The organism is Mesorhizobium sp. M7A.F.Ca.MR.148.00.0.0, assembly GCF_003997735.1.
In the GTDB taxonomy this organism is placed as follows: Bacteria; Pseudomonadota; Alphaproteobacteria; order Rhizobiales; family Rhizobiaceae; genus Mesorhizobium.
In genome coordinates, this window is sequence record NZ_RZTB01000030.1 from 3,296 (window position 1) to 22,210 (window position 18,915).

An 18,915-nucleotide genomic window follows, 5' to 3' on the forward strand; every position below is an offset into this window, starting at 1 on the left:
GGGGGGCCTGCTGGCGGGCGCCGACGCGCCAGCCGCCCACCAGCGTGTCGGCCTGCTCGGCGGCTACAGCCATTCGAGCTTCGATGCCGACGATCGCAACTCTTCGGGCAAGAGCGACAGCTATCATCTCGGCCTCTATGGCGGCACCAACTGGGGCGCCATCGCTTTCCGCACCGGCGCCGCCTACTCCTGGAGCAGTCTGTCGACCAAACGCTCGGTTGCTTTCAACGGCTTTACGGATGGGTTGTCGGCCGACTACGATGCCGGCACCGCGCAGGTCTTTGGCGAACTCGCCTACAAGGCCGATGCCGGACAATTCAGGTTCGAACCGTTCGCCAACCTGGCCTATGTCAGCGTCCATACCGACGGCTTCACCGAAGACGGTGGCGATGCGGCACTGACCAGCGCCGGTACGTCCACCGATGCGACCTTCACCACGCTCGGCCTGCGCGGTTCCTCGCACTTCGCGTTTGGCGGCATGAACGTCACGGTGCGCGGCATGCTCGGCTGGCGTCATGCCTTCGGCGACGTCACGCCGACCTCGACCTTCGCCTTCGCTGGCGGCGACGCCTTCACCATCGCCGGGGTGCCGATCGCCAGGGACAGCGCCGTCATCGAGGCTGGCCTCGACTTCAACCTCGCTTCCAACGCTAAGCTCGGCCTGTCCTACACCGGCCAATTCGGCGGCGGCACGGTCGACCAGGGCGCCAAGGTCGATCTCGCCGTGAAGTTCTGACGGCAACAGGTGGCGAGCAGCAAGAAGCGCACCGTCACCACGGTAATGGCAAGAAACTGCTGGAGGTTGCATGGTCAAGTCAAAGGTCGATTTCCACACGAAGCATGAAAGCGGTTTTGCCCCAACACAGGGATGTAGACTGCCATTCGACACGGACCTTCTGGAAGGCGAGGCCAAGGCGCGAGAGAAATTGCTTGGCAAGCAGAACGCTTTCCTTTCCAAGGCAAGACGCTCCGCCAAAGACGTCGACCATCTGATCGAAGAGATGGTCGCGTTCGAAAAGATCCGGTCTGGACACTATTGGCGAGACTATCGGTCGGACCTGATTGCGCGGAAAGTGCGATCGGCGGTTGGCAAAACAGGATCCTTGCTCGATCTAGGCAGATTGTCGCAACGACCAGCGACCAGCACGGTTATGATACCACGCCTCGATATACCGGACCTGGGGCCCGTTCCTTTTGGTCCGGTCGAACGGGGGGAATTGCAGAGGATCGACCTGAACACGGTCGATCGAGGAACCTACTTCGACAAGTGGTTCAACTATAATGGACGGTGGACGCTCACCCAACTCTACGATCATGCCGTGACCGATCCGGTACCGCTCTCAATGGATTTCGTCAGTGCCAACAATCTGGATCCATACGATTCGGATGGCCTGCGCGCAACGAGCGAGACCGGCATCTGGTTCACCTATGTGCCGGACATGGACGGCTACGTAACGGTTTTCTGGCTATCGGACCGCGTGACCTATCGCCTGTTCAGACAATACTATCCGCGCGATGCCGACGGCTGGGCGAATGGTTGGCTCTCGGTGGAAGGAGTTGTCGGCATCTGGACGAACAATTCATTCGCGGGTCGCGACTACGTCGAAATTTCGAGCAGCAACGGCAATGCGCACGACACGCTACAAGCGAGCGGGGTCCTTTTCATTCACAACAGTACATATCCCGTCCAGGCAGGAAAGCCGGTCCATGTGCTGATCGGAACGCGGTCGAAAGTCTTTAGTGTTTGCGACGGGACGGGCATCAATTTGGGGGCGGGCGTTGTCGCGCGAATTGACCACCCCATTTCCATCTTCACGCGAGCGGGACTGGAGCCATATTCGCCATTCTACTGAACCTGGATGATAACTGGGCCGCCACCGTTTCGAGACATTCGAACCGGGATAAGGTGGAACTGTCGGGCCGATAACCGGCAGGCCGGAAAGCCGACGCGCGATTTTTGTGCCGTCCATCGAACAGGGGGCGGCCGCGCTCCGGGCGATCCGGCGGTCTTGAGCGCGCAGCGCACGCGGTGCGGTCTTTGGTTCCAAAAACGTTGCGAAACGACCCGAGAGCGGTTATACAGACCGCGAATTTCCCATTTTGGTGGCTCTAAACCACCGCCCGCGCGGGAACGCGGGCGAACGAGAAGGATTTGTAAAATGGCCAATACGCTGCTGATGCCCAAGGCGACCGCTGTCTGGCTGGTCGACAATACCGCACTTTCCTTCGAGCAGATCGCGCAGTTCTGCGGGCTGCACCCGCTCGAGGTCAAGGCAATCGCCGACGGTGAATCGGCGCAAGGCATCAAGGGCATGGACCCGATCATGACCGGACAGCTGACCCGCGACGAGATCGCCCGTGCCGAGAAGGATCCGAACCAGCGCCTGAAGCTTTCGGATCCCAAGGTGCGGGTGCCTGAATCCAAGCGCAAGGGTCCGCGCTACACGCCGCTGTCGAAGCGCCAGGACCGGCCGAACGCGATTCTGTGGCTGGTGCGCAACCATCCCGAGCTCAAGGACGCGCAGATCTCGCGTCTCGTCGGCACCACCAAGTCGACGATCGAACAGATCCGTGAGCGCAAGCACTGGAATTCGGCCAATCTGCAGCCGATGGATCCGGTCACGTTGGGCCTCGCCTCGCAGATCGACCTCGACATGGAAGTCAATCGCGCCTCGCGCGGCCGCGAACAGGCGCAGCCGGTCGGCGACACGCTGCTGCCGGCGGCCCTAACCGAGCGGCTGGTGCCGGCTCCCGAAAAGCCGAAGGACGAGGATGCCGAACTCGACGCCAATGCCGTGTTCGCCAAGCTCTCGGCCTTGAAGTCGAAGAACACGGACAATGACGACGACGAGTGAGGTTGTCTGATATTCCAAGAAAGCCCGCTTCGAGCGGGCTTTTTTTGTAGCTGCGTCAGGTTTCAGCTGCGCGCCGCGCGGTCCGGCGCCATGCCATAGTCCTCGCTGCGCTCCACCGCGCGGTAGAAGTCGGCAAGCTGCTTGCCGCGCTCCGGCTTGAAGATGCGGCCGGCGATGACCACGGAGGCGATGCGATCGATGCGGAAGGCGCGGAAATCGTCGCGCATCTCGCACCAGGCGACCAGGGTCCACACCTTGCCCCAAAACCACAGACCGAGCGGGCGGATATCGCGGGCTGTGCCGCGGCCGGCCTCGTCGGAATAGTCGATGGTCAGCACCTGGCGTTTTTCGACCGCGCGCTCGATCAGGTCGATCGCCTCGCGGGCGGCGTCGCTGACCACCCACATCGGTGTGTGGATCTCAGTGCGGGCGATGCGGTCTTTCTCGGCATCGGGCAATACGGCGCCGATCTTGACCAGCGCCTCGTCGGCGGCCCTCGCCATGGCGGCACCGCCAAAGGCACGCACCATGCGGGCGCCGGCGACCAGCGCGACGATCTCGTCACGTGTGAACATCAGCGGCGGAAGGTCGAAACCCTCCCTCATCATGTAGCCAACGCCGGCCTCGCCGTCGATCGGCACCCCGGTCGATTGCAGATCGGCAATGTCGCGATAGATGGTTCGCTCGGAAACCTCGAGCCACGTGCCGAGCTTCTGGGCGGTGACCAGTCGGCCACCGCGCAGATGCTGCACGATCTGGAAGAGCCTGTCGGCGCGGCGCATCGTATGGTCCCTCGGCGTTGTCTCTATGCATGTCGCCCAAAACTGATGTCCACTTTTGGACGGCACGGCACCGTGTTTTCGCGCATGCCGTTATCCCAAAACCGCAGAACACTTTTGGGCGCGTGCCTCATGGTTTCAGCCCTTCGCGCTTGCGCTGCGCGGCGACGAACTCCGCGCCAAAGGACAGTTTCTTCGTCGTCGGTGTTTTCGCATCGAGCACGCGCCAGAACGGTGCCACGTCACTCAGCGCCATGCCGCGCTGGAGGTCCTCGTTGGCGGCTTCGGCAACAGTGCGCAGATGATAGCCTATGGTGACCGGGCATGTCACTTCGGCGCCATGCTGGATGGCAAGTGCTGTCCGTAGCGCACGCACATCTATCTCGATGCCTTCGGGAATCGAGCGGATGAAATCATCAACCTGGCGCGCCGTCGGCACCAGCATAAGCTGGCCTTCGATGACATCGGCCATCGTGCGTGGCGTTGGCTTCACGCCGATGATGCCTGGTGTGCTCAGTCTGTCGTTCCAACTCTTCATCGATCGTCCTTTGACGCCAATGCGCGGTGTCCGAAGCTGACACCATTGCACGGCCCTCCTGACAGCATACTGTCAGGAGCCTTCAGCATATTCCTTGGCAAACAGTGTCCGCATCCGCGCGAGATCGCTGCCTCTTTCGGGGTAGAGCGTCTTCAGAAAGGCGAGCGCGAAGGTGCCCGGCGCCGAGCCCGGCGCGGAAACAATTTTGCCGTCGGCTACGGCATGCGGCACATCCTGGTAGTTCTCGGCACCGGCATAACCGGTTTCATGACCCTTGATCCACTCGCGGCCATTGCTGGTATGCTTGGCCTTCTCGAACAGGCCGGCGCGGGCCAGCGCCAGCGTGCCGGCGCAGATGCCGCCGACCACACCGCCGCGCGATGCAATGGCGGCAAGCAGGTTGCCTACATCAGGCTGTGCCTTGCTCGTCCACTGGTCGGAACCAATGACGGCAATGGCATCGAGATCGGCATTCTCGCTGGCGCCTGTTGAGCGATCGGGGATCAGCCGAAAGCCGCTAATGCCAGTCACCTGCTTGCCATCCGGTGTTAGCGACATGGCACGGGCGCCGAACCACTCGACCGCCGAGGCCGCCAGAAGCCCATATTCCCAGTCGGCAAAACCTTCGATGAAAAGGAAACCGATCGTCTTCTGTTCGGGCATAAGCTCGCTCCCATCCTCACGCACCGGACCTGTTATCTGGGCGTTGACGCGCCCACATCCAATCGCCGGTCGAAAATTGACTTCAATTGCCGCGAGGGCCACGGTCCGCATACATATCCGGCCAGCCGATATCCTTGCGAATGTCCGCCGGCAACGAGTTCATGAACCGCTGGGTGCGGATCTCGTTGCGCATCGTGCGGATCTTGCCGACATAGTGCTGCATGCCGCGCAGAATGGTGTAACCGTTCATGGCTAAGTCTCCTCTCTCTGTGTAGAGGCACTATCGCATACCCCTCCTGACAGCAGTCTGTCAGGAGGATGTCAGGGCGCGAGACAAAGGTGCGGCCCCGCAGGCAAGGCATCGCTTTCGCCATCGAACGGTGCCTCAAGGCAGGTTTGCGACTTCCGGTTGTTCATGGCGACGGCGTTGTTTTCGGCGCCGCTGTTCAGCTTCCGGCGACGGACTGTCGGAATACGAGGCCTTCAGCGAGGTGACCGCAGGTCTGATATGAAGGGAGAAAATTCTTCCCCAACAGCAGGGAGACGACGATGAGCTTGCAACTGACAGGTATCCACCATCTGACCGCCATCACCGCCAATGCGCCCGGCAATCTTCATTTCTACACCAAGGTGCTGGGTCTGCGGCTGGTCAAGAAGACCGTAAACCAGGACGACACCTCGGCCTACCACCTTTTCTATGCCGACGGCGAAGCGACACCGGGCACCGACCTTACCTTCTTCGACTGGCCGGTCGGCCGCGAGCGGCGCGGCACGCACAGCATCGTGCGGACCAGCCTCAGGGTCGGCAGCCGGGAGAGCCTTGCCTGGTGGAAGCAACACTTGACCGACGAAGGCCTGGTAACAGGAGAGATCGCCGACATCGGCGGTTATGCGTCACTGGACTTCGAAGATCCCGAGGGCCAGCGTCTGCGCCTGGTCAGCGATGGCGGCAAGGGCGGCAGCCATCCCTGGGCGCAAAGCCCGGTACCGGCCGAGCACCAGATACGCGGGCTCGGGCCGATCGTCATCAGCGTTCCCGACATCACCAACACCGAGGCGGTGGTGACCACGGTGATGAACATGCGCAAGGCGCGCGACTATGCCTCGCCGGAGGGTCAGGTCCACGTCTTCGAAATGGGCGAGGGCGGGCCGGCGGCGGAGCTGCATGTCCTGGTGCAGCCGGGACTGGCGCCGGCACGGCAAGGTGCCGGTGCGGTTCACCATGTTGCCTTCAGGGCGCCGGACCAGGAAACGCTGCATCAATGGACGGCGCGGCTGGCCGAATTCCGCCTGCCGTCGAGCGGCGAGGTCGAGCGCTATTACTTCCGTTCGCTCTATTTCCGCGAGCCGAACGGCATCCTGTTCGAGATCGCCACCGATGGACCGGGGTTCACCGCCGACGAGCCGCTGGAAACGTTGGGTGAAAGCCTCGCCTTGCCGCCATTCCTCGAACCGAAGCGCGCTTCGATCGAGGCTGGCCTCAAGCCGCTGAAGTAGATCGTTTGCCAGCCGCAGGCGGGCGCCGCGTTCTGACCCAGGATCGCGGCGTCGTTCTTTCTCAGGCAATGAACGACGTGCTTTGACAGCCGGGCGCGTTGCTGGTCAAAGGCGGCATGACGAAATTCCTCGCCCTTGTCATCGTCGGTTTCATGGTCATCCAGCTGATCAAGCCGCTTGGCTGGCCGGGCCTCAAGCGACGTGGTGATTTCTGGAAACTGGCACTGCTCGCCATGGCCGCAATTTCCCTGGCGGCCGTGCTCGGGCATTTGACGTAGGACGGCACTTGTCGTCGGTGCTCAATTGCCAAGCACCGGGCCAACCAGATGCTCGGCCCAGGCCCGGTAGCCTGCTTCCGAGGCGTGAAAGCCGTCCGAGGCAAAGCCGGCTTCCGGATTGGTGATCGGCAGGCGCGGCGCCGGCACCGCGCCGCGCTCCAGGCAAAGGCGTTCGCCCATCCGGTTCATTTCGGTGGCGCGAATCTCGAGGATCTTTCCGAGCAGCGGCGGCATGGCCGGCGCCCGCGTGAACTCGAGCACCGGCGACCACACCACGCGCGCTTCCGGCCATTTGGCGCGCAGGCCGTAGAGCAGGCCACCGAACTCCTTCTTGAAGCGCGGCACGGAGTGAAAATTCTTGGTGTCGTTGGTGCCGATGGCCAGCACGATATGCGTCCACGGATCGGCCGACAGATTGGGCAGGACATGGTCGCGTATCTGGCCCGACGTTGCCGAATTGAAGCCGGCCGCCCGCCAGCGCACGGCGCGGCCGGTGCTTTGTGAAATCAGCACCGCGAGCTGCGCGGCGAGCCCATCTTCCGAATTGCCGATGCCGACCGAAGCGGCGGAGGAATCGCCCAACACCAGAAGCGAGATATCAGGCGCCTTGCCTGATATTTCGTGCATGACCGGCCCTTGCGCCGGCAGCATGCGCGTGGTGCGGCGTCGCACGCCGAGGCCTTGCCAGATATAGACCGGGAAGGCGAGCCAGGTGAGTAGGGCCGGGAAGAGCATGACAGTACCGTTAAACGATCCGCGGCAGCCTTAGCGCATGTTTCGGCTGACGGGAACGATCTTCAATCGCAGCAACTCGCCTGCCCTGATTGGTTGCCCTGATATTCATCGTGCAGCCGCACCCAATCCATCAGTCCGTGATAGGGGCCGTTTTCGTTGCGGCCCTTCGGCGTCATGTCGAGATAGTCGTAGGCGCCGATCTGCGCCTCGCCGCCGCGGGCGCGCGACATGAAGGTGAGGAAGATGTCGCCGGTCTCGTCCCGGTAGAAAACGCTGGTGCCGGGAAGCTCCTTCGATGTCCGTGGACGGGTCTCGAAATTGTAGGTGGTGTCGCCGGCGGCGATCTGCTTGTCGGTGAAGGAGACCTGGATGTCGAAGTTGAAATCCGAGGCATAGGAGGACACCCAGTCGAACTTCCAGCCCATGCGCTGCTTGTAACGCAGAAGTTCCGCCAGTGGAGCGCGCGAAACCACGACCAGCGACACGTCGTGATGCCGCAGATGCTGATTGGCGCCGTCGATATGGTCGGCAAGGAATGAGCAGCCCTCGCAATGATTGACGCAGCCCGGCCCGAACATGAAGTGATAGACGATCAGCTGGCTGTTGCCGGCAAACAGGTCGGCCAGTCTCTTCGGCCCTTGCCGGGTCTCGAAGACATAATCCTTCCTGATCTTCAGCCAGGGTAGTTCACGCCGTTCAGCGGCAACACGCTCGCGCAACCGCGTCAGTTCCTTCTCGCGGGCCAGGTGTGCCTTGTGCGCCTGGAACCAGTCTTCGCGCGAAACGATCTTGTTGCGATGCATGAACCTCTCCCTGAAGTGTCATTCCAAGGACGTTCGGGATGAGCACAACCCGACATCGCCCGAGAGGAAATAAGGACGGAGAGGCTCCGCCCCAAGCCCGGCAAGTCACAAACAAAAAAACCCGGGCGCATCGGCCCGGGTTCGAAGGAGGACGAAAGGACTGTGGTCAGGCGGCCTGTTCCAGGCTCGCCTTCCATTTTCCGAGCGCGGCCAGATGATTCATGTGGGCGCGATGGGTGAAGGCGGCCTGACCGGCGGCAACGTTCGAGGCCTTGCCGCTCCAGGCTTTCTGTGGCGCGGCCTGCAGCGCGCGGCCATAGGAGAAGGTCAGCTTCCACGGGTGCGGCCCGATGGCGTTGATGGCGTTGAGGTTTGCGGTCGCCTCTTCGTCCTCCTGGCCACCGGAAAGGAAGGCGATGCCCGGCACCGCTGCGGGCACAGTCTCACGGAACAGCTTTATAGTCTTTTCGGCGACTTCTTCCGGGCTGCTCACCTTGCCCGATTTCCTGCCGGCCAGCACCATGTTCGGTTTCAGGATAGTCCCTTCCAGCACGACGCGCGCTGCATGGAGTTCGTCATAAAGTTTGATCAGCGTTGCTTTCGAGATGTCGTAGCACGTGTCGATGTCGTGGGCGCCATCCATCAGCACCTCCGGCTCGACGATCGGCACGATGCCGGCTTCCTGGCAAAGGGCGGCATAGCGGGCGAGCGCATGGGCGTTGGAGCCGATCGAGGTCCCCGAAGGCACGCCTTTGGCGATATCGATATCGATCACCGCGCGCCATTTGGCGAAGCGGGCGCCGAGCTTGTAGTAATCGGCAAGGCGCTCGCGCAGGCCATCGAGGCCTTCAGTGATGGTCTCGCCGGGAAAACCGGCCAGCGGCTTGGCGCCGGCATCGACCTTGATGCCGGGGATGGCGCCGGCCGCCTTGATGATGTCGACCAGCGGCGTGCCGTCGGCGGCCTTCTGGCGGATCGTCTCGTCATAGAGGATGACGCCGGAGATGTAACGGGTCATCGCCTCCCTGGTGCGGAACATCATCTCGCGGTAGTCACGGCGGCTGTCGGCGGTCGATTCGACGCCGATCACGTCGAAGCGCTTCTTGATGGTGCCGGAACTTTCGTCGGCGGCCAGCAGGCCCTTGCCGTCGGCGACGATTGCGGCGGCAATGTCTTCGAGACGTTCGCTCATTGTTGCTTCTCCTGAAACGGTTGTTCCGCGCTTAACGGAAGTCTACCGCCAAAGGAATGGCATCGGAAAGCTCGAATCGATTGAAAGCCTCGGGCAGCCTTGTTCGCTCTCCGAGTGTTGATCGCCTCGCCTCGGAGCCTCAGCGCTTCAACACGTCGACGCCGGGCAGTGGCTTGCCTTCCATCCATTCCAGGAAAGCGCCGCCGGCGGTCGAGACATAGGTGAAGTCGTCCGCGACGCCGGCATGGTTGAGCGCCGCCACCGTGTCGCCGCCGCCGGCAACCGAGACCAGCCTGCCTTCCTTGGTGCGCGCCGCCGCATGCTTGGCCGCCGCCACCGTCGCATGATCGAAGGGCGCGATCTCGAAGGCGCCGAGCGGGCCGTTCCAGACCAGTGTCGCGGCGCGGTCGATCCATTCGCCGATGGTCGTCACGGTTTTGGCGCCGACATCGAGGATCATGCCGTCGGCCGGTACATCCGATATGGCGACGGTCTCGCAGGCCGCGCCTGCCTTGAACTCCCTGGCGACGACGCCGTCGACAGGCAGGATGATGGCGCAGCCGGCCTCGGCCGCCTCGATCATGATCTGCTTGGCGGTCGCGGCCAAATCATGCTCGCACAGCGACTTGCCGACATCGGTGCCACGCGCGGCAAGGAAGGTGTTGGCCATGCCGCCACCGATGACGAGTGCGTCGACCTTCTTCACCAGGTTCATCAACAGGTCGATCTTGGTCGAGACCTTGGCGCCACCGACAATGGCCACGACCGGACGGACCGGTTTTCCCAGGCCCTTCTCGAGTGCCTCAAGCTCAGCCTGCATGGTGCGGCCGGCAAAGGCTGGCAACAGATGCGCCAGGCCTTCCGTCGAAGAATGCGCGCGGTGCGCGGCCGAGAAGGCGTCGTTGACGAAGATATCGCCATTGGCGGCGAGTTTTTCCGTGAAGGCCGGATCGTTCTTCTCCTCGGCCTTGTAGAAGCGGGTGTTTTCGAGCAGCAGCACGTCGCCCTTGTTCATGGCGGCGACAGCGCTTCCGGCCGTGTCGCCGACGCAGTCGGAGGCAAACCCGACGGGACGGCCAAGCACATCAGCTGTCGCCTTGGCGATAGGCTCCAGCGAGAATTCGGGCGAGGGACCATCCTTGGGTCGGCCGAAATGGGCGAGCAGGATGACCTTGGCACCCTTGCCTGACAGCTCGGCGATGGTCGGCGCGATGCGTTCGATGCGGGTGGTGTCGGTGACTTTGCCCTCAGTGACAGGCACGTTGAGGTCGACGCGCACCAGCACACGCTTGCCGCTGATGTTGCCGATATCGTCGAGTGTCTTGAAGGCGGCCATGCGGGGTTCCTTTCGCGAAAAACCGGGGGACCATACCCCGCATCGGTGTCGATGCAAGGCTTAGGGCGCGCTCGAACCGAAATTTTGAAGTGGGCACGATCTTGCACCGGCGGCGCGGATGAATGGCAGCGCTCAATAGCGGGTTTGTCAGCTTTCGGTTGCTGCCTTTTCCGGCGCTGGCTCCGGGGCCTGCTTTTCGTCCGCCCGCGCCTCGGCCTCCTGCGTCTCGGTCGGCTTGCGCCAGTTGCGGATGAAGGCGGAAAGACGATCGCCGATTTCGCCGGCGCTGAGGAAGACCGGCACCCGCGCCACCGGCGCGGTCGGCTCGAACGAGAGGCCGAGGCCTATGATCTTGCCCTTGTCGTCGACGTCGCGGACGATCAGTTCTATCGGGCCGAGCAGGACGCGGTCGGCGTATTCGGCATGGCCGCCGAGCCGCGCCGTGACCAGCGCGCCAACGGTGAGCTTTTGCTCCGCTTCGGTCAGGCCTGGCGTATAGGCCGTTTCCAGTTCAGCGGCGGAGCGTGCGGGGTCGACGGCGAAGGCACCGAAGAAATCGGCATCCTCGGGATCGACCACTGCACGGCTCGCGAACAGCTTGTCGAGCAGGCGCGGATAGCGGTCCGGCACGAAAATGTAGACCTGGTCGCCGGCGGCGAGCCGGCCCATGTCCTGGAAGCGCATCGAGCGGCCGTCGCGCAACACCAGCGAGGGTCGCGCCCAGCGTGGGATGCGCTCGCCGCGCGCCACCGGGCTGCCGTGTGCAACGCGATAGGCAAGAAGCTCGTGATGGGCCGAGCCCGGAAGTTCCAGCTCGACCTTGTCCAGCGGTCCGAGCCGTGCCGGCACGATCAGACCGAGGCGGCGCGCCAGCGGTCCGACTGTCCAGCCCTGGATGACCAGCGACACGAGTACGATGATGAAGGCGGTGTTGAAGATGACACGGCCGTTTTCCAGCCCGCCCAGCAGCGGGGTGATGGCGAGCAGGATCGACACCGCGCCGCGCAGGCCGACCCAGGAGACGAAGGCGACCTCGGGGCGCGGCAGACGGAACGGGATCAGGCAGAGCCAGACCGCGATCGGGCGGGCGATGAACATCAGGAACAGGCCGAGCAGCACCGCCGGCACCATGATCGCCGGAAATTGCGACGGTGTCGCGAACAGGCCGAGGATGAGGAACATGATGATCTGCGCCAGCCATGACATGCCGTCCTGGAAGCGCTTGAGGATGGTGACGGCGCGGATATCGGAATTGCCCGAGATGAGGCCGGCGATATAGACCGCCAGGAAGCCCGAGCCGCCAATGGCGCCGGCGGCTGCAAACACCATCAGCGACAAGGTCAGCACGAAGATCGGCAGCAGGCCGTGGTCGAGATTGAGCCGGTCGACGAGGCGCACGATGGCGAGGCCGCCGAGCACGCCGACGACAGCGCCAAGGCCCATGTTGAGGAGGAAGCCGAGGAAAAGGCTGGTGACCAGGACATTGGTTTCGGGGTTGGCGTGGGCGGCGATGATCTCTACCAGCGTGATGGTCAGGAAGATGGCGATCGGGTCGTTGGTGCCGGATTCCACCTCGAGCGTCGAGCGCACGCGTTCGCGCAGATTGATCTCGCCGGCGCGCAGCAGGAAGAACACGGCCGCCGCATCGGTGGAGGCGACGGCAGCCCCGAGCAGGAAGGATTCCAGCCAGGTGAGATCGAGCAGATAATGGGCGGCGACGCCGAACAGGCCGGTGGTGACAAGCACGCCGAAGGTCGCCAGCGACAAAGCCGGGCCTGCAGCCTGCCGCAAGGCGTTGAGCGGCGTGCCGAAACCGGAATCGAACAGGATGACGGCCAGCGCCAGTGAGCCGGCAAAATAAGCGATGCGGGCGTTGTCGAACTGGATGCCGAGTCCGTCGGTGCCGGTGGCGAGGCCAATGCAGAGAAACAGGAGCAGAAGAGGGGCGCCGAAGCGGAAGGCGATCAGGCTCGAAAACGCGGCGGCGACGACAAGCGCTGTGCCGACCAGCGTGACGAGATAGATCGCATGCTCCATCCTGAAATCAGCCCCTCAAATTCGTCTGTCTCCTGCTTTGCGAGAGAGTGGGGCGAAGACGTGACCAGTGCAAGGCGGCAGGGTGGCTTTTTGGCCTATGCCGCTGATTTTTGGATGTTTTGGCGTCCAGGACACAATTTGGAAAGGCGCAAGCTGCGCTCATGAAAAACGCCCGGGCAAAGCCGGGCGTTCCAAGTCTCGAAAAGAGAGCTTGTGATCAGGCGATGGTCTTGCCGAAGGCGACCGATGTGTCGCCCATGCGGTTGGAGAAACCCCATTCATTGTCGTACCAGGACAGCACCGACACGAAGTTGCCGTCCATCACCTTGGTCTGGTCGAGCGCCATGATCGAGGAGCGCGGATCGTGGTTGAAGTCGATCGACACGTTCGGATGATGGGTGACGCCGAGAATGCCCTTGAGCTTGCCGTTGGAGGCGGCGATCACCGCGTCGTTGATCTCCTGCACCGTGGTCGACCGCTTGGCGATGAACTTGAAGTCGACGACCGAGACGTTCGGGGTCGGCACGCGGATCGAGATGCCGTCGAGCCTGCCCTTGAGGTCGGGCAGCACCAGCCCGATCGCCTTGGCGGCACCCGTCGAGGTCGGGATCTGCGACAGGGCAGCGGCGCGGGCGCGGTAGAGATCCTTGTGCATGGTGTCCAGCGTCGGCTGGTCGCCGGTGTAGGAATGGATCGTCGTCATCATGCCTTTTTCGATGCCGACCGTCTCATGCAGCACGGCTGCCAGCGGCGCCAGGCAGTTGGTGGTGCAGGAGGCATTCGAGATGACGATATGATCCTTGGTCAACTGGTCGTGGTTGATGCCGTAGACGACGGTGAGGTCGGCGCCTTCGGCAGGGGCCGAAACGATGACGCGCTTGGCGCCGGCGATCAGGTGTGCCGCTGCCTTGTCACGGGCGGTGAAGATGCCGGTGCATTCGAGCGCGATGTCGATGCCGAGTTCCTTCCACGGTAGCTGCGTCGGATCCTTGATCGCGGTGACCTTGAACGTTTCCTTGCCGACGGTGATCTGATCGCCGGAAACCGAAACTTCATGCGGGAAGCGGCCGTGCACGCTGTCGTAGCGCAACAGATGCGCATTGGTCTCGACCGGGCCGAGGTCGTTGACGGCGACGACGTCGATGTCCTTGCGGCCGGATTCATGGATGGCGCGCAGGATGTTGCGGCCGATGCGGCCAAATCCGTTGATGGCAACTCTGACGGTCATAATTCTCTCCCTGGGAGTTGGAGGCGGATGAGGGGTCCGCAGTTTCATAGCTGTGGAAGCAGAAAGAATCCAGCCGCAGCGACGTGGATTTAAATCGATTAAGTTAGGCCAGCCCGGCGAAACCGCCTTACGCGATTTCGCCGAACCTTGAGCCTATTTGGTATGCAGGCGGGCTTCCGCCGCCTTGGCCGCGGCTTCGGCGGTAATGCCAAAATGCGGATAGAGTTGCTCGATCGTGCCCGAGGCTCCGAAGCCTGTCATGCCGACGAAGATGCCGTCGGAGCCGATCAGATGATCCCAGCCCTGGCGAATGCCGGCTTCGATCGCCATCTTGATCGGCGCGTTGCCGATCGTTTTCTTGCGGTAGTCGTCGCTCTGCTGGTCGAACAGTTCGAAGCAGGGCACCGAGACGACACGGGTCGGATGGCCGTGCTTTTCCAGCAGGTCGCGCGCGCCGAGCGCGATCTCGACCTCGGAGCCGGTGGCGAAGATCGTCACCGCCGCTTCACTGCTGGCGGCAGCCAGCTCATAGGCACCCTGGCTGCTCAGGTTCTTGGCAACGAATTCGTTGCGTACCGTCGGCAGGTTCTGGCGTGTCAGCGCCAGCGTCGACGGCGTCTTTTCCGACTCAAGGGCGATCTGCCAGCATTCGGCGGTTTCGACGGCGTCGGCCGGGCGGAAGACATTGTGGTTGGGAATGGCGCGCAATGCGGCCATATGCTCGACCGGCTGGTGGGTCGGGCCGTCTTCGCCCAGACCGATGGAATCATGGGTCATGACGAAGATCGAGCGGATGCCCATCAGCGAAGCCAGCCGCATCGATGGCCGGGCATAGTCGGAAAAGCACATGAAGGTGCCGCCATAGGCGATGAGGCCGCCATGCAGCGTCAGGCCGTTGATCGCAGCCGCCATGCCGTGCTCGCGGATGCCGTAGTGGACATAGCGCTGGCCATAGTCGTCCGAGGTGATGTTCTTGGTCTGGCTGGTCTTGGTGTTGTTGGAGCCGGTCAGGTCGGCGGAGCCGCCGATGGTCTCGGGCACGGCGCCGTTGATGACTTCCAGCGCCATCTCGGACGATTTGCGAGTGGCGACCTTCGGCTTGTCGGCCGACAGCTTCTTCTTGTAATCGGCAATGACCGCGTCGAAATTGGACGGCAGCTTGCCGCTGATGCGGCGCTCGAACTCAGCCTTCAGCTTGGCATCGGCCTTGGCCAGGCGGCCTTCCCAGTCTGTACGCGCCTTGACGCCGGCCTTGCCGGCGGTGCGCCAGGCGTCGAGGATGTCGGCCGGGATCTCGAAGGGCGGCGAATCCCAGTTGAAGAACTTGCGCGCGCCGGCGATCTCGTCGGCGCCCAGAGGGGAGCCGTGCGCCTTGTTGGTGCCGGCCTTGGTCGGCGCGCCGAAGCCGATGGTCGTCTTGCAGGCGATCATGGTCGGCTTGTCGGAATGGCGGGCGGCTTCGATGGCATAGGCGATGGCTTCCGGATCGGTGCCGTCGATGTGGCTGGCATTCCAGCCGGAGGCCTGGAAGCGGGCAACCTGATCGGTGTTGTCGGACAGCGAGACCGGACCGTCGATCGAAATGTCGTTATTGTCCCAGAAGACGATCAGCTTGTTGAGCTTGAGATGGCCGGCAAGCGCGATGGCTTCCTGGGAAACACCTTCCATCAGGCAGCCGTCGCCGGCCAGCACATAGGTGTAATGATCGACGAGATCGTTGCCGAAGGCTGCGTTCATGATGCGCTCGCCGAGCGCGAAGCCGACCGAATTGGCGAGACCCTGGCCGAGCGGGCCGGTCGTCGTCTCTATGCCGGTGGCATGGCCGTATTCGGGATGGCCGGCGGTCTTCGAGCCCAACTGACGGAAGTGCTTGATTTGGTCGAGGGTCATGTCTTCGTAGCCGGTCAGATGCAGCAGCGAATAGAGCAGCATCGAGCCATGGCCGGCAGACAGGATGAAACGGTCGCGGTCGGCCCAGTGCGGGGCCTTGGGATCATATTTCAGGAAGCGCGTGAACAGCACCGTGGCGATATCGGCACAGCCCATGGGCAGGCCTGGATGGCCGGAATTTGCCTTCTCGACGGCGTCCATGGAGAGAAAGCGGATCGCATTGGCCATCCGGTCATGTTGTTCACGCGACGTCATGGTTCCTCCAGAAGTGGGGGTTTGGGGGCTTGGGAGAGCCCTTGAAAAGGGTGCGCGACACATAGCAGGCGCGGGCTTTTAGTCAACAAATCGGGTGCACATTTGCCGGTCTTGTGATGCCGGCGGCGGGCCTACATTAGCGTTAGCGGGGGACAGTCGCGAGAGCTTTGTTGACGTTGCCTTCACCCGGTGCCTAATGTTTCAGAGATAACGCGTTCTGAACGTGAACGATTCGGTGATGGGCAGGGCACAGGACGAAGGCCATGACCGGGGAAGCCACACTTAAGGAAGTCATCGCGAGGCTGGGCAAAGCCATCGAGGGGCTGGAAAACGCCGTCGCGGCCAAGCTAGAGCATGAACGCGACTACTCCGAAGCCGAGGCCGAGGTGCAGCGGATGAACGCCGACCGCTCGCGGCTGGCGCAGGAACTCGACAATTCCGAAGCGCGCGCCGAACGGCTGGAAGACGCCAACAAGGAAGTCTCGCGACGTTTGGTGACCGCCATGGAAACCATCCGCGCCGTGTTGGACAGATAGGAGCTGGCCCGATGGCACAGGTCACGGTTTCAATCGACGGCAAGCAGTATCGCATGGCCTGCGACGAGGGCCAGGAAGAGCATCTGATCGACCTTGCCGAACGCTTCGACCGCTATGTTTCACACCTGAAGGACTCGTTCGGCGAGATCGGCGATCAGCGGCTGACCGTTATGGCCGGCATCATGGTGATGGATGAACTCTCGGAGTTGCAGAAACGCGTCAAGGGCATGGAAAGCGAAGTGCTGACCTTGCGCAAGACCCGCGACGAGGCTCTGACCAAGGCCGACAAGAGCGATAGCGTGCTCACCAATGCGCTCGGCGCGCTGGCACAGCGCATGGAAGACCTGACTGTGACGCTGGCGGTCAACAAGAGCTGAGACAGAACCTTTCCTGTCCAGCCCCAGGCTCTCATCCGCGCGCCGCGCATTCGGCAGCATAAAAATGCTCGCCTGCCGCCGACAAGAGTTTCATATTATCTTGCAGCCACGATTTTTGCGCTAAGATGCAACGATGCCGGGCGGGACAGCTTGATGGTGGCGTGGGTTGCCGCGTGCCGTTCCTCGCTGCCGACGGTTCCGTTTACAGGGGAGATGTACCATGAGCCTTCGTATCAACGACATTGCGCCGGATTTTACCGCCGAGACCACGCAAGGGACGATCAAATTCCATGACTGGATCGGCGACGGTTGGGCGATCCTGTTCAGTCACCCGAAGAATTTCACGCCGGTCTGCACGACCGAGCTTGGCACGATGGCGGGGCTCGAAGGCGAGTTCAAGAAGCGCAACGTCAAGATCATCGGCATTTCGGTCGATCCGGTCGAAAGTCACGGCAAGTGGCAGGACGACATCAAGACGGCGACCGGTCATTCGGTGAACTATCCGCTGATCGGCGACAAGGACCTCAAGGTCGCCAAGCTCTACGACATGCTGCCGGGCGGTGCCGGCGAGACGTCGGAGGGCCGCACGCCCGCCGACAACGCCACGGTGCGCTCGGTCTACGTCATCGGACCGGACAAGAAGATCAAGTTGGTGCTGACTTACCCGATGACCACGGGCCGCAACTTCGACGAGATCCTGCGCGCGGTCGATTCCATGCAGCTCACCGCCAAGCATCAGGTGGCGACACCGGCAAACTGGAAGCAGGGCGAGGACGTCATCATCACCGCTGCTGTCTCCAACGATGACGCGATCAAGCGCTTCGGCGCCTACGAGACCATTTTGCCCTATCTGCGGAAGACCAAGCAGCCATCGGCCTGATCCAGGCGCCTCGGAACGATCTTTGGCCTCCTCGCCCTTGCGAGCCAAGTGATACTTGACTGACGACACCGAGCGGACAACCATGCTCCTCTCGGGTGTCGTCAGAGAAAATCATTCCTGGCGACCGAGAGTTGGGGAAGCCGGAATTGGACGTAGCTTTGGCCAGGCCGCAGGTCAGCGGCTTCTATGACAAGCCGACCGGCGCCATCCAGTATGTCGTCGCCGACCAGGCGACGAAGCGATGCGCCATCATCGATCCGATCCTTGATTTCGACGAGAAATCCGGTGCTACGGCAACGACGAATGCCGATGTCCTGCTCGACTTCGTCGCCGAGCAGGGACTGAGCGTCGAATGGATCCTCGACACCCATCCGCATGCCGATCATTTCTCGGCGGCGCACTATCTAAGAGAGAAGACCGGCGCGCCGACGGCGATCGGCGACAGGGTCATCGAGGTCCAGAAACTGTGGAAAGCGATCTACAACTGGCCGGATTTCCCCGCCGACGGTTCGCAGTGGGACAGGCTGTTTAGAGAAGGCGAAACCTTCCAAGTGGGTACCCTTCCGGTCAAGGTGCTGTTCTCGCCCGGACACACGCTGGCCTCGATCACCTATGTGATCGGCGATGCCGCCTTCATCCACGACACGCTGTTCATGCCCGACAGCGGCACGGCGAGGACGGACTTTCCCGGCGGCAGTGCCGCGCGGCTCTGGCGCTCGATCCAGGACATATTGGCGTTGCCGGACGAGACGCGGGTGTTCGTCGGCCATGACTATCAGGCCGGCGGCCGCGAACCTTTGTGGGAAAGCACGGTCGCCATACAGAAGGCTACCAACATCCATCTTGCCGCCGCCTGCAGCGAGGCCGAGTTCGTCGCCCTGCGCGAGGCGCGCGACAGGACGCTGCCGATGCCGCGGCTAATCCTGCATGCGCTGCAGGTCAACATGAATGGCGGGAGGCTGCCCGAACCCGAAGCCAATGGCCGGCGGTACCTGAAGTTTCCGCTGGACGGGCTTTGAGGGGCCGTTGGTGAAGC

General features: G+C 62.6%; 20 protein-coding genes. 9 read left to right on the forward strand and 11 right to left on the reverse strand.

What is annotated here, in order from left to right; genetic code table 11:
• The 3 genes from EOB49_RS37610 to EOB49_RS14270 all read left to right on the forward strand — a co-directional run.
• Window positions 1-736: autotransporter domain-containing protein (locus tag EOB49_RS37610; protein WP_245472695.1), on the forward strand; the 736-nt coding region annotated here is incomplete at its 5' end.
• A 70-nt stretch (window positions 737-806) separates the two neighbouring features.
• A complete protein-coding gene (locus tag EOB49_RS14265) occupies window positions 807-1,853 on the forward strand; it encodes a hypothetical protein (protein WP_127381329.1) in 1,047 nt (348 codons plus the stop codon).
• A gap of 306 nt (window positions 1,854-2,159) precedes the next feature.
• Complete coding sequence (locus tag EOB49_RS14270) at window positions 2,160-2,855, forward strand: DUF1013 domain-containing protein (RefSeq protein ID WP_023810957.1); 696 nt, start codon at window positions 2,160-2,162, stop codon at window positions 2,853-2,855.
• 62 nt (window positions 2,856-2,917) lie between these two features.
• On the opposite strand, the gene EOB49_RS14275 is transcribed toward EOB49_RS14270, so the two are convergent.
• The 4 genes from EOB49_RS14275 to EOB49_RS14290 all read right to left on the reverse strand — a co-directional run bounded on the left by EOB49_RS14275 (window position 2,918) and on the right by EOB49_RS14290 (window position 5,085).
• Window positions 2,918-3,637 (reverse strand): YafY family protein, encoded by a 720-nt coding sequence (locus tag EOB49_RS14275; RefSeq protein ID WP_013529238.1) that lies wholly within the window; start codon window positions 3,635-3,637, stop codon window positions 2,918-2,920.
• A gap of 127 nt (window positions 3,638-3,764) precedes the next feature.
• Window positions 3,765-4,172 (reverse strand): hypothetical protein, encoded by a 408-nt coding sequence (locus EOB49_RS14280; protein ID WP_127381330.1) that lies wholly within the window; start codon window positions 4,170-4,172, stop codon window positions 3,765-3,767.
• A 72-nt stretch (window positions 4,173-4,244) separates the two neighbouring features.
• Window positions 4,245-4,835, reverse strand: a complete 591-nt coding sequence (locus EOB49_RS14285; RefSeq protein ID WP_127381331.1) for a DJ-1/PfpI family protein — start codon at window positions 4,833-4,835, stop codon at window positions 4,245-4,247.
• Window positions 4,836-4,917: 82 nt separating this feature from the next.
• Window positions 4,918-5,085: a hypothetical protein gene (locus EOB49_RS14290; protein WP_013529241.1), complete on the reverse strand. Its 168-nt coding sequence runs from the start codon at window positions 5,083-5,085 to the stop codon at window positions 4,918-4,920.
• A gap of 299 nt (window positions 5,086-5,384) precedes the next feature.
• Here EOB49_RS14290 and EOB49_RS14295 point away from each other — a divergent pair, with 299 nt between their 5' ends.
• Window positions 5,385-6,332 carry a ring-cleaving dioxygenase gene (locus EOB49_RS14295; RefSeq protein ID WP_127381332.1) on the forward strand — a complete coding sequence of 316 codons (948 nt, stop codon included), beginning with the start codon at window positions 5,385-5,387 and terminating at the stop codon, window positions 6,330-6,332.
• A 116-nt stretch (window positions 6,333-6,448) separates the two neighbouring features.
• Window positions 6,449-6,610, forward strand: coding sequence for a hypothetical protein (locus tag EOB49_RS14300; RefSeq protein ID WP_023810961.1), 162 nt, complete (start codon window positions 6,449-6,451; stop codon window positions 6,608-6,610).
• Window positions 6,611-6,631: 21 nt separating this feature from the next.
• On the opposite strand, the gene EOB49_RS14305 is transcribed toward EOB49_RS14300, so the two are convergent.
• The 7 genes from EOB49_RS14305 to tkt all read right to left on the reverse strand — a co-directional run bounded on the left by EOB49_RS14305 (window position 6,632) and on the right by tkt (window position 16,086).
• A complete protein-coding gene (locus EOB49_RS14305; protein ID WP_127381333.1) occupies window positions 6,632-7,345 on the reverse strand; it encodes an SGNH/GDSL hydrolase family protein in 714 nt (237 codons plus the stop codon).
• A 62-nt stretch (window positions 7,346-7,407) separates the two neighbouring features.
• Complete coding sequence (locus EOB49_RS14310; RefSeq protein WP_127381334.1) at window positions 7,408-8,148, reverse strand: thioredoxin family protein; 741 nt, start codon at window positions 8,146-8,148, stop codon at window positions 7,408-7,410.
• Window positions 8,149-8,314: 166 nt separating this feature from the next.
• The gene (locus tag EOB49_RS14315) at window positions 8,315-9,340 is read right to left on the reverse strand and encodes a class I fructose-bisphosphate aldolase (RefSeq protein WP_127271757.1); all 1,026 of its coding nucleotides are present in this window, start codon (window positions 9,338-9,340) and stop codon (window positions 8,315-8,317) included.
• Between the two features lie 139 nt (window positions 9,341-9,479).
• Window positions 9,480-10,676 carry a phosphoglycerate kinase gene (locus EOB49_RS14320; protein ID WP_127381335.1) on the reverse strand — a complete coding sequence of 399 codons (1,197 nt, stop codon included), beginning with the start codon at window positions 10,674-10,676 and terminating at the stop codon, window positions 9,480-9,482.
• Between the two features lie 147 nt (window positions 10,677-10,823).
• Window positions 10,824-12,713 (reverse strand): potassium/proton antiporter, encoded by a 1,890-nt coding sequence (locus tag EOB49_RS14325; protein WP_127381336.1) that lies wholly within the window; start codon window positions 12,711-12,713, stop codon window positions 10,824-10,826.
• Window positions 12,714-12,930: 217 nt separating this feature from the next.
• Window positions 12,931-13,941: a type I glyceraldehyde-3-phosphate dehydrogenase gene (gap, locus tag EOB49_RS14330; protein WP_127381337.1), complete on the reverse strand. Its 1,011-nt coding sequence runs from the start codon at window positions 13,939-13,941 to the stop codon at window positions 12,931-12,933.
• Between the two features lie 153 nt (window positions 13,942-14,094).
• Window positions 14,095-16,086 (reverse strand): transketolase, encoded by a 1,992-nt coding sequence (gene tkt, locus EOB49_RS14335; protein ID WP_127381338.1) that lies wholly within the window; start codon window positions 16,084-16,086, stop codon window positions 14,095-14,097.
• Between the two features lie 263 nt (window positions 16,087-16,349).
• Between tkt and EOB49_RS14340 the strand changes: the two genes are divergently transcribed.
• From EOB49_RS14340 to EOB49_RS14355, 4 genes are all read left to right on the forward strand, one after another.
• Window positions 16,350-16,622 (forward strand): DUF4164 domain-containing protein, encoded by a 273-nt coding sequence (locus EOB49_RS14340; protein ID WP_013529251.1) that lies wholly within the window; start codon window positions 16,350-16,352, stop codon window positions 16,620-16,622.
• Window positions 16,623-16,633: 11 nt separating this feature from the next.
• On the forward strand, window positions 16,634-16,999 hold the full coding sequence (locus tag EOB49_RS14345) for a cell division protein ZapA (protein WP_023810969.1): 366 nt from the start codon (window positions 16,634-16,636) through the stop codon (window positions 16,997-16,999).
• A gap of 220 nt (window positions 17,000-17,219) precedes the next feature.
• Window positions 17,220-17,879, forward strand: a complete 660-nt coding sequence (locus EOB49_RS14350; RefSeq protein ID WP_127320615.1) for a peroxiredoxin — start codon at window positions 17,220-17,222, stop codon at window positions 17,877-17,879.
• 146 nt (window positions 17,880-18,025) lie between these two features.
• Entirely contained in the window at window positions 18,026-18,898 is an 873-nt protein-coding gene (locus tag EOB49_RS14355) for an MBL fold metallo-hydrolase (RefSeq protein ID WP_127381339.1), read from the forward strand.
• Window positions 18,899-18,915: the final 17 nt, after the last annotated feature.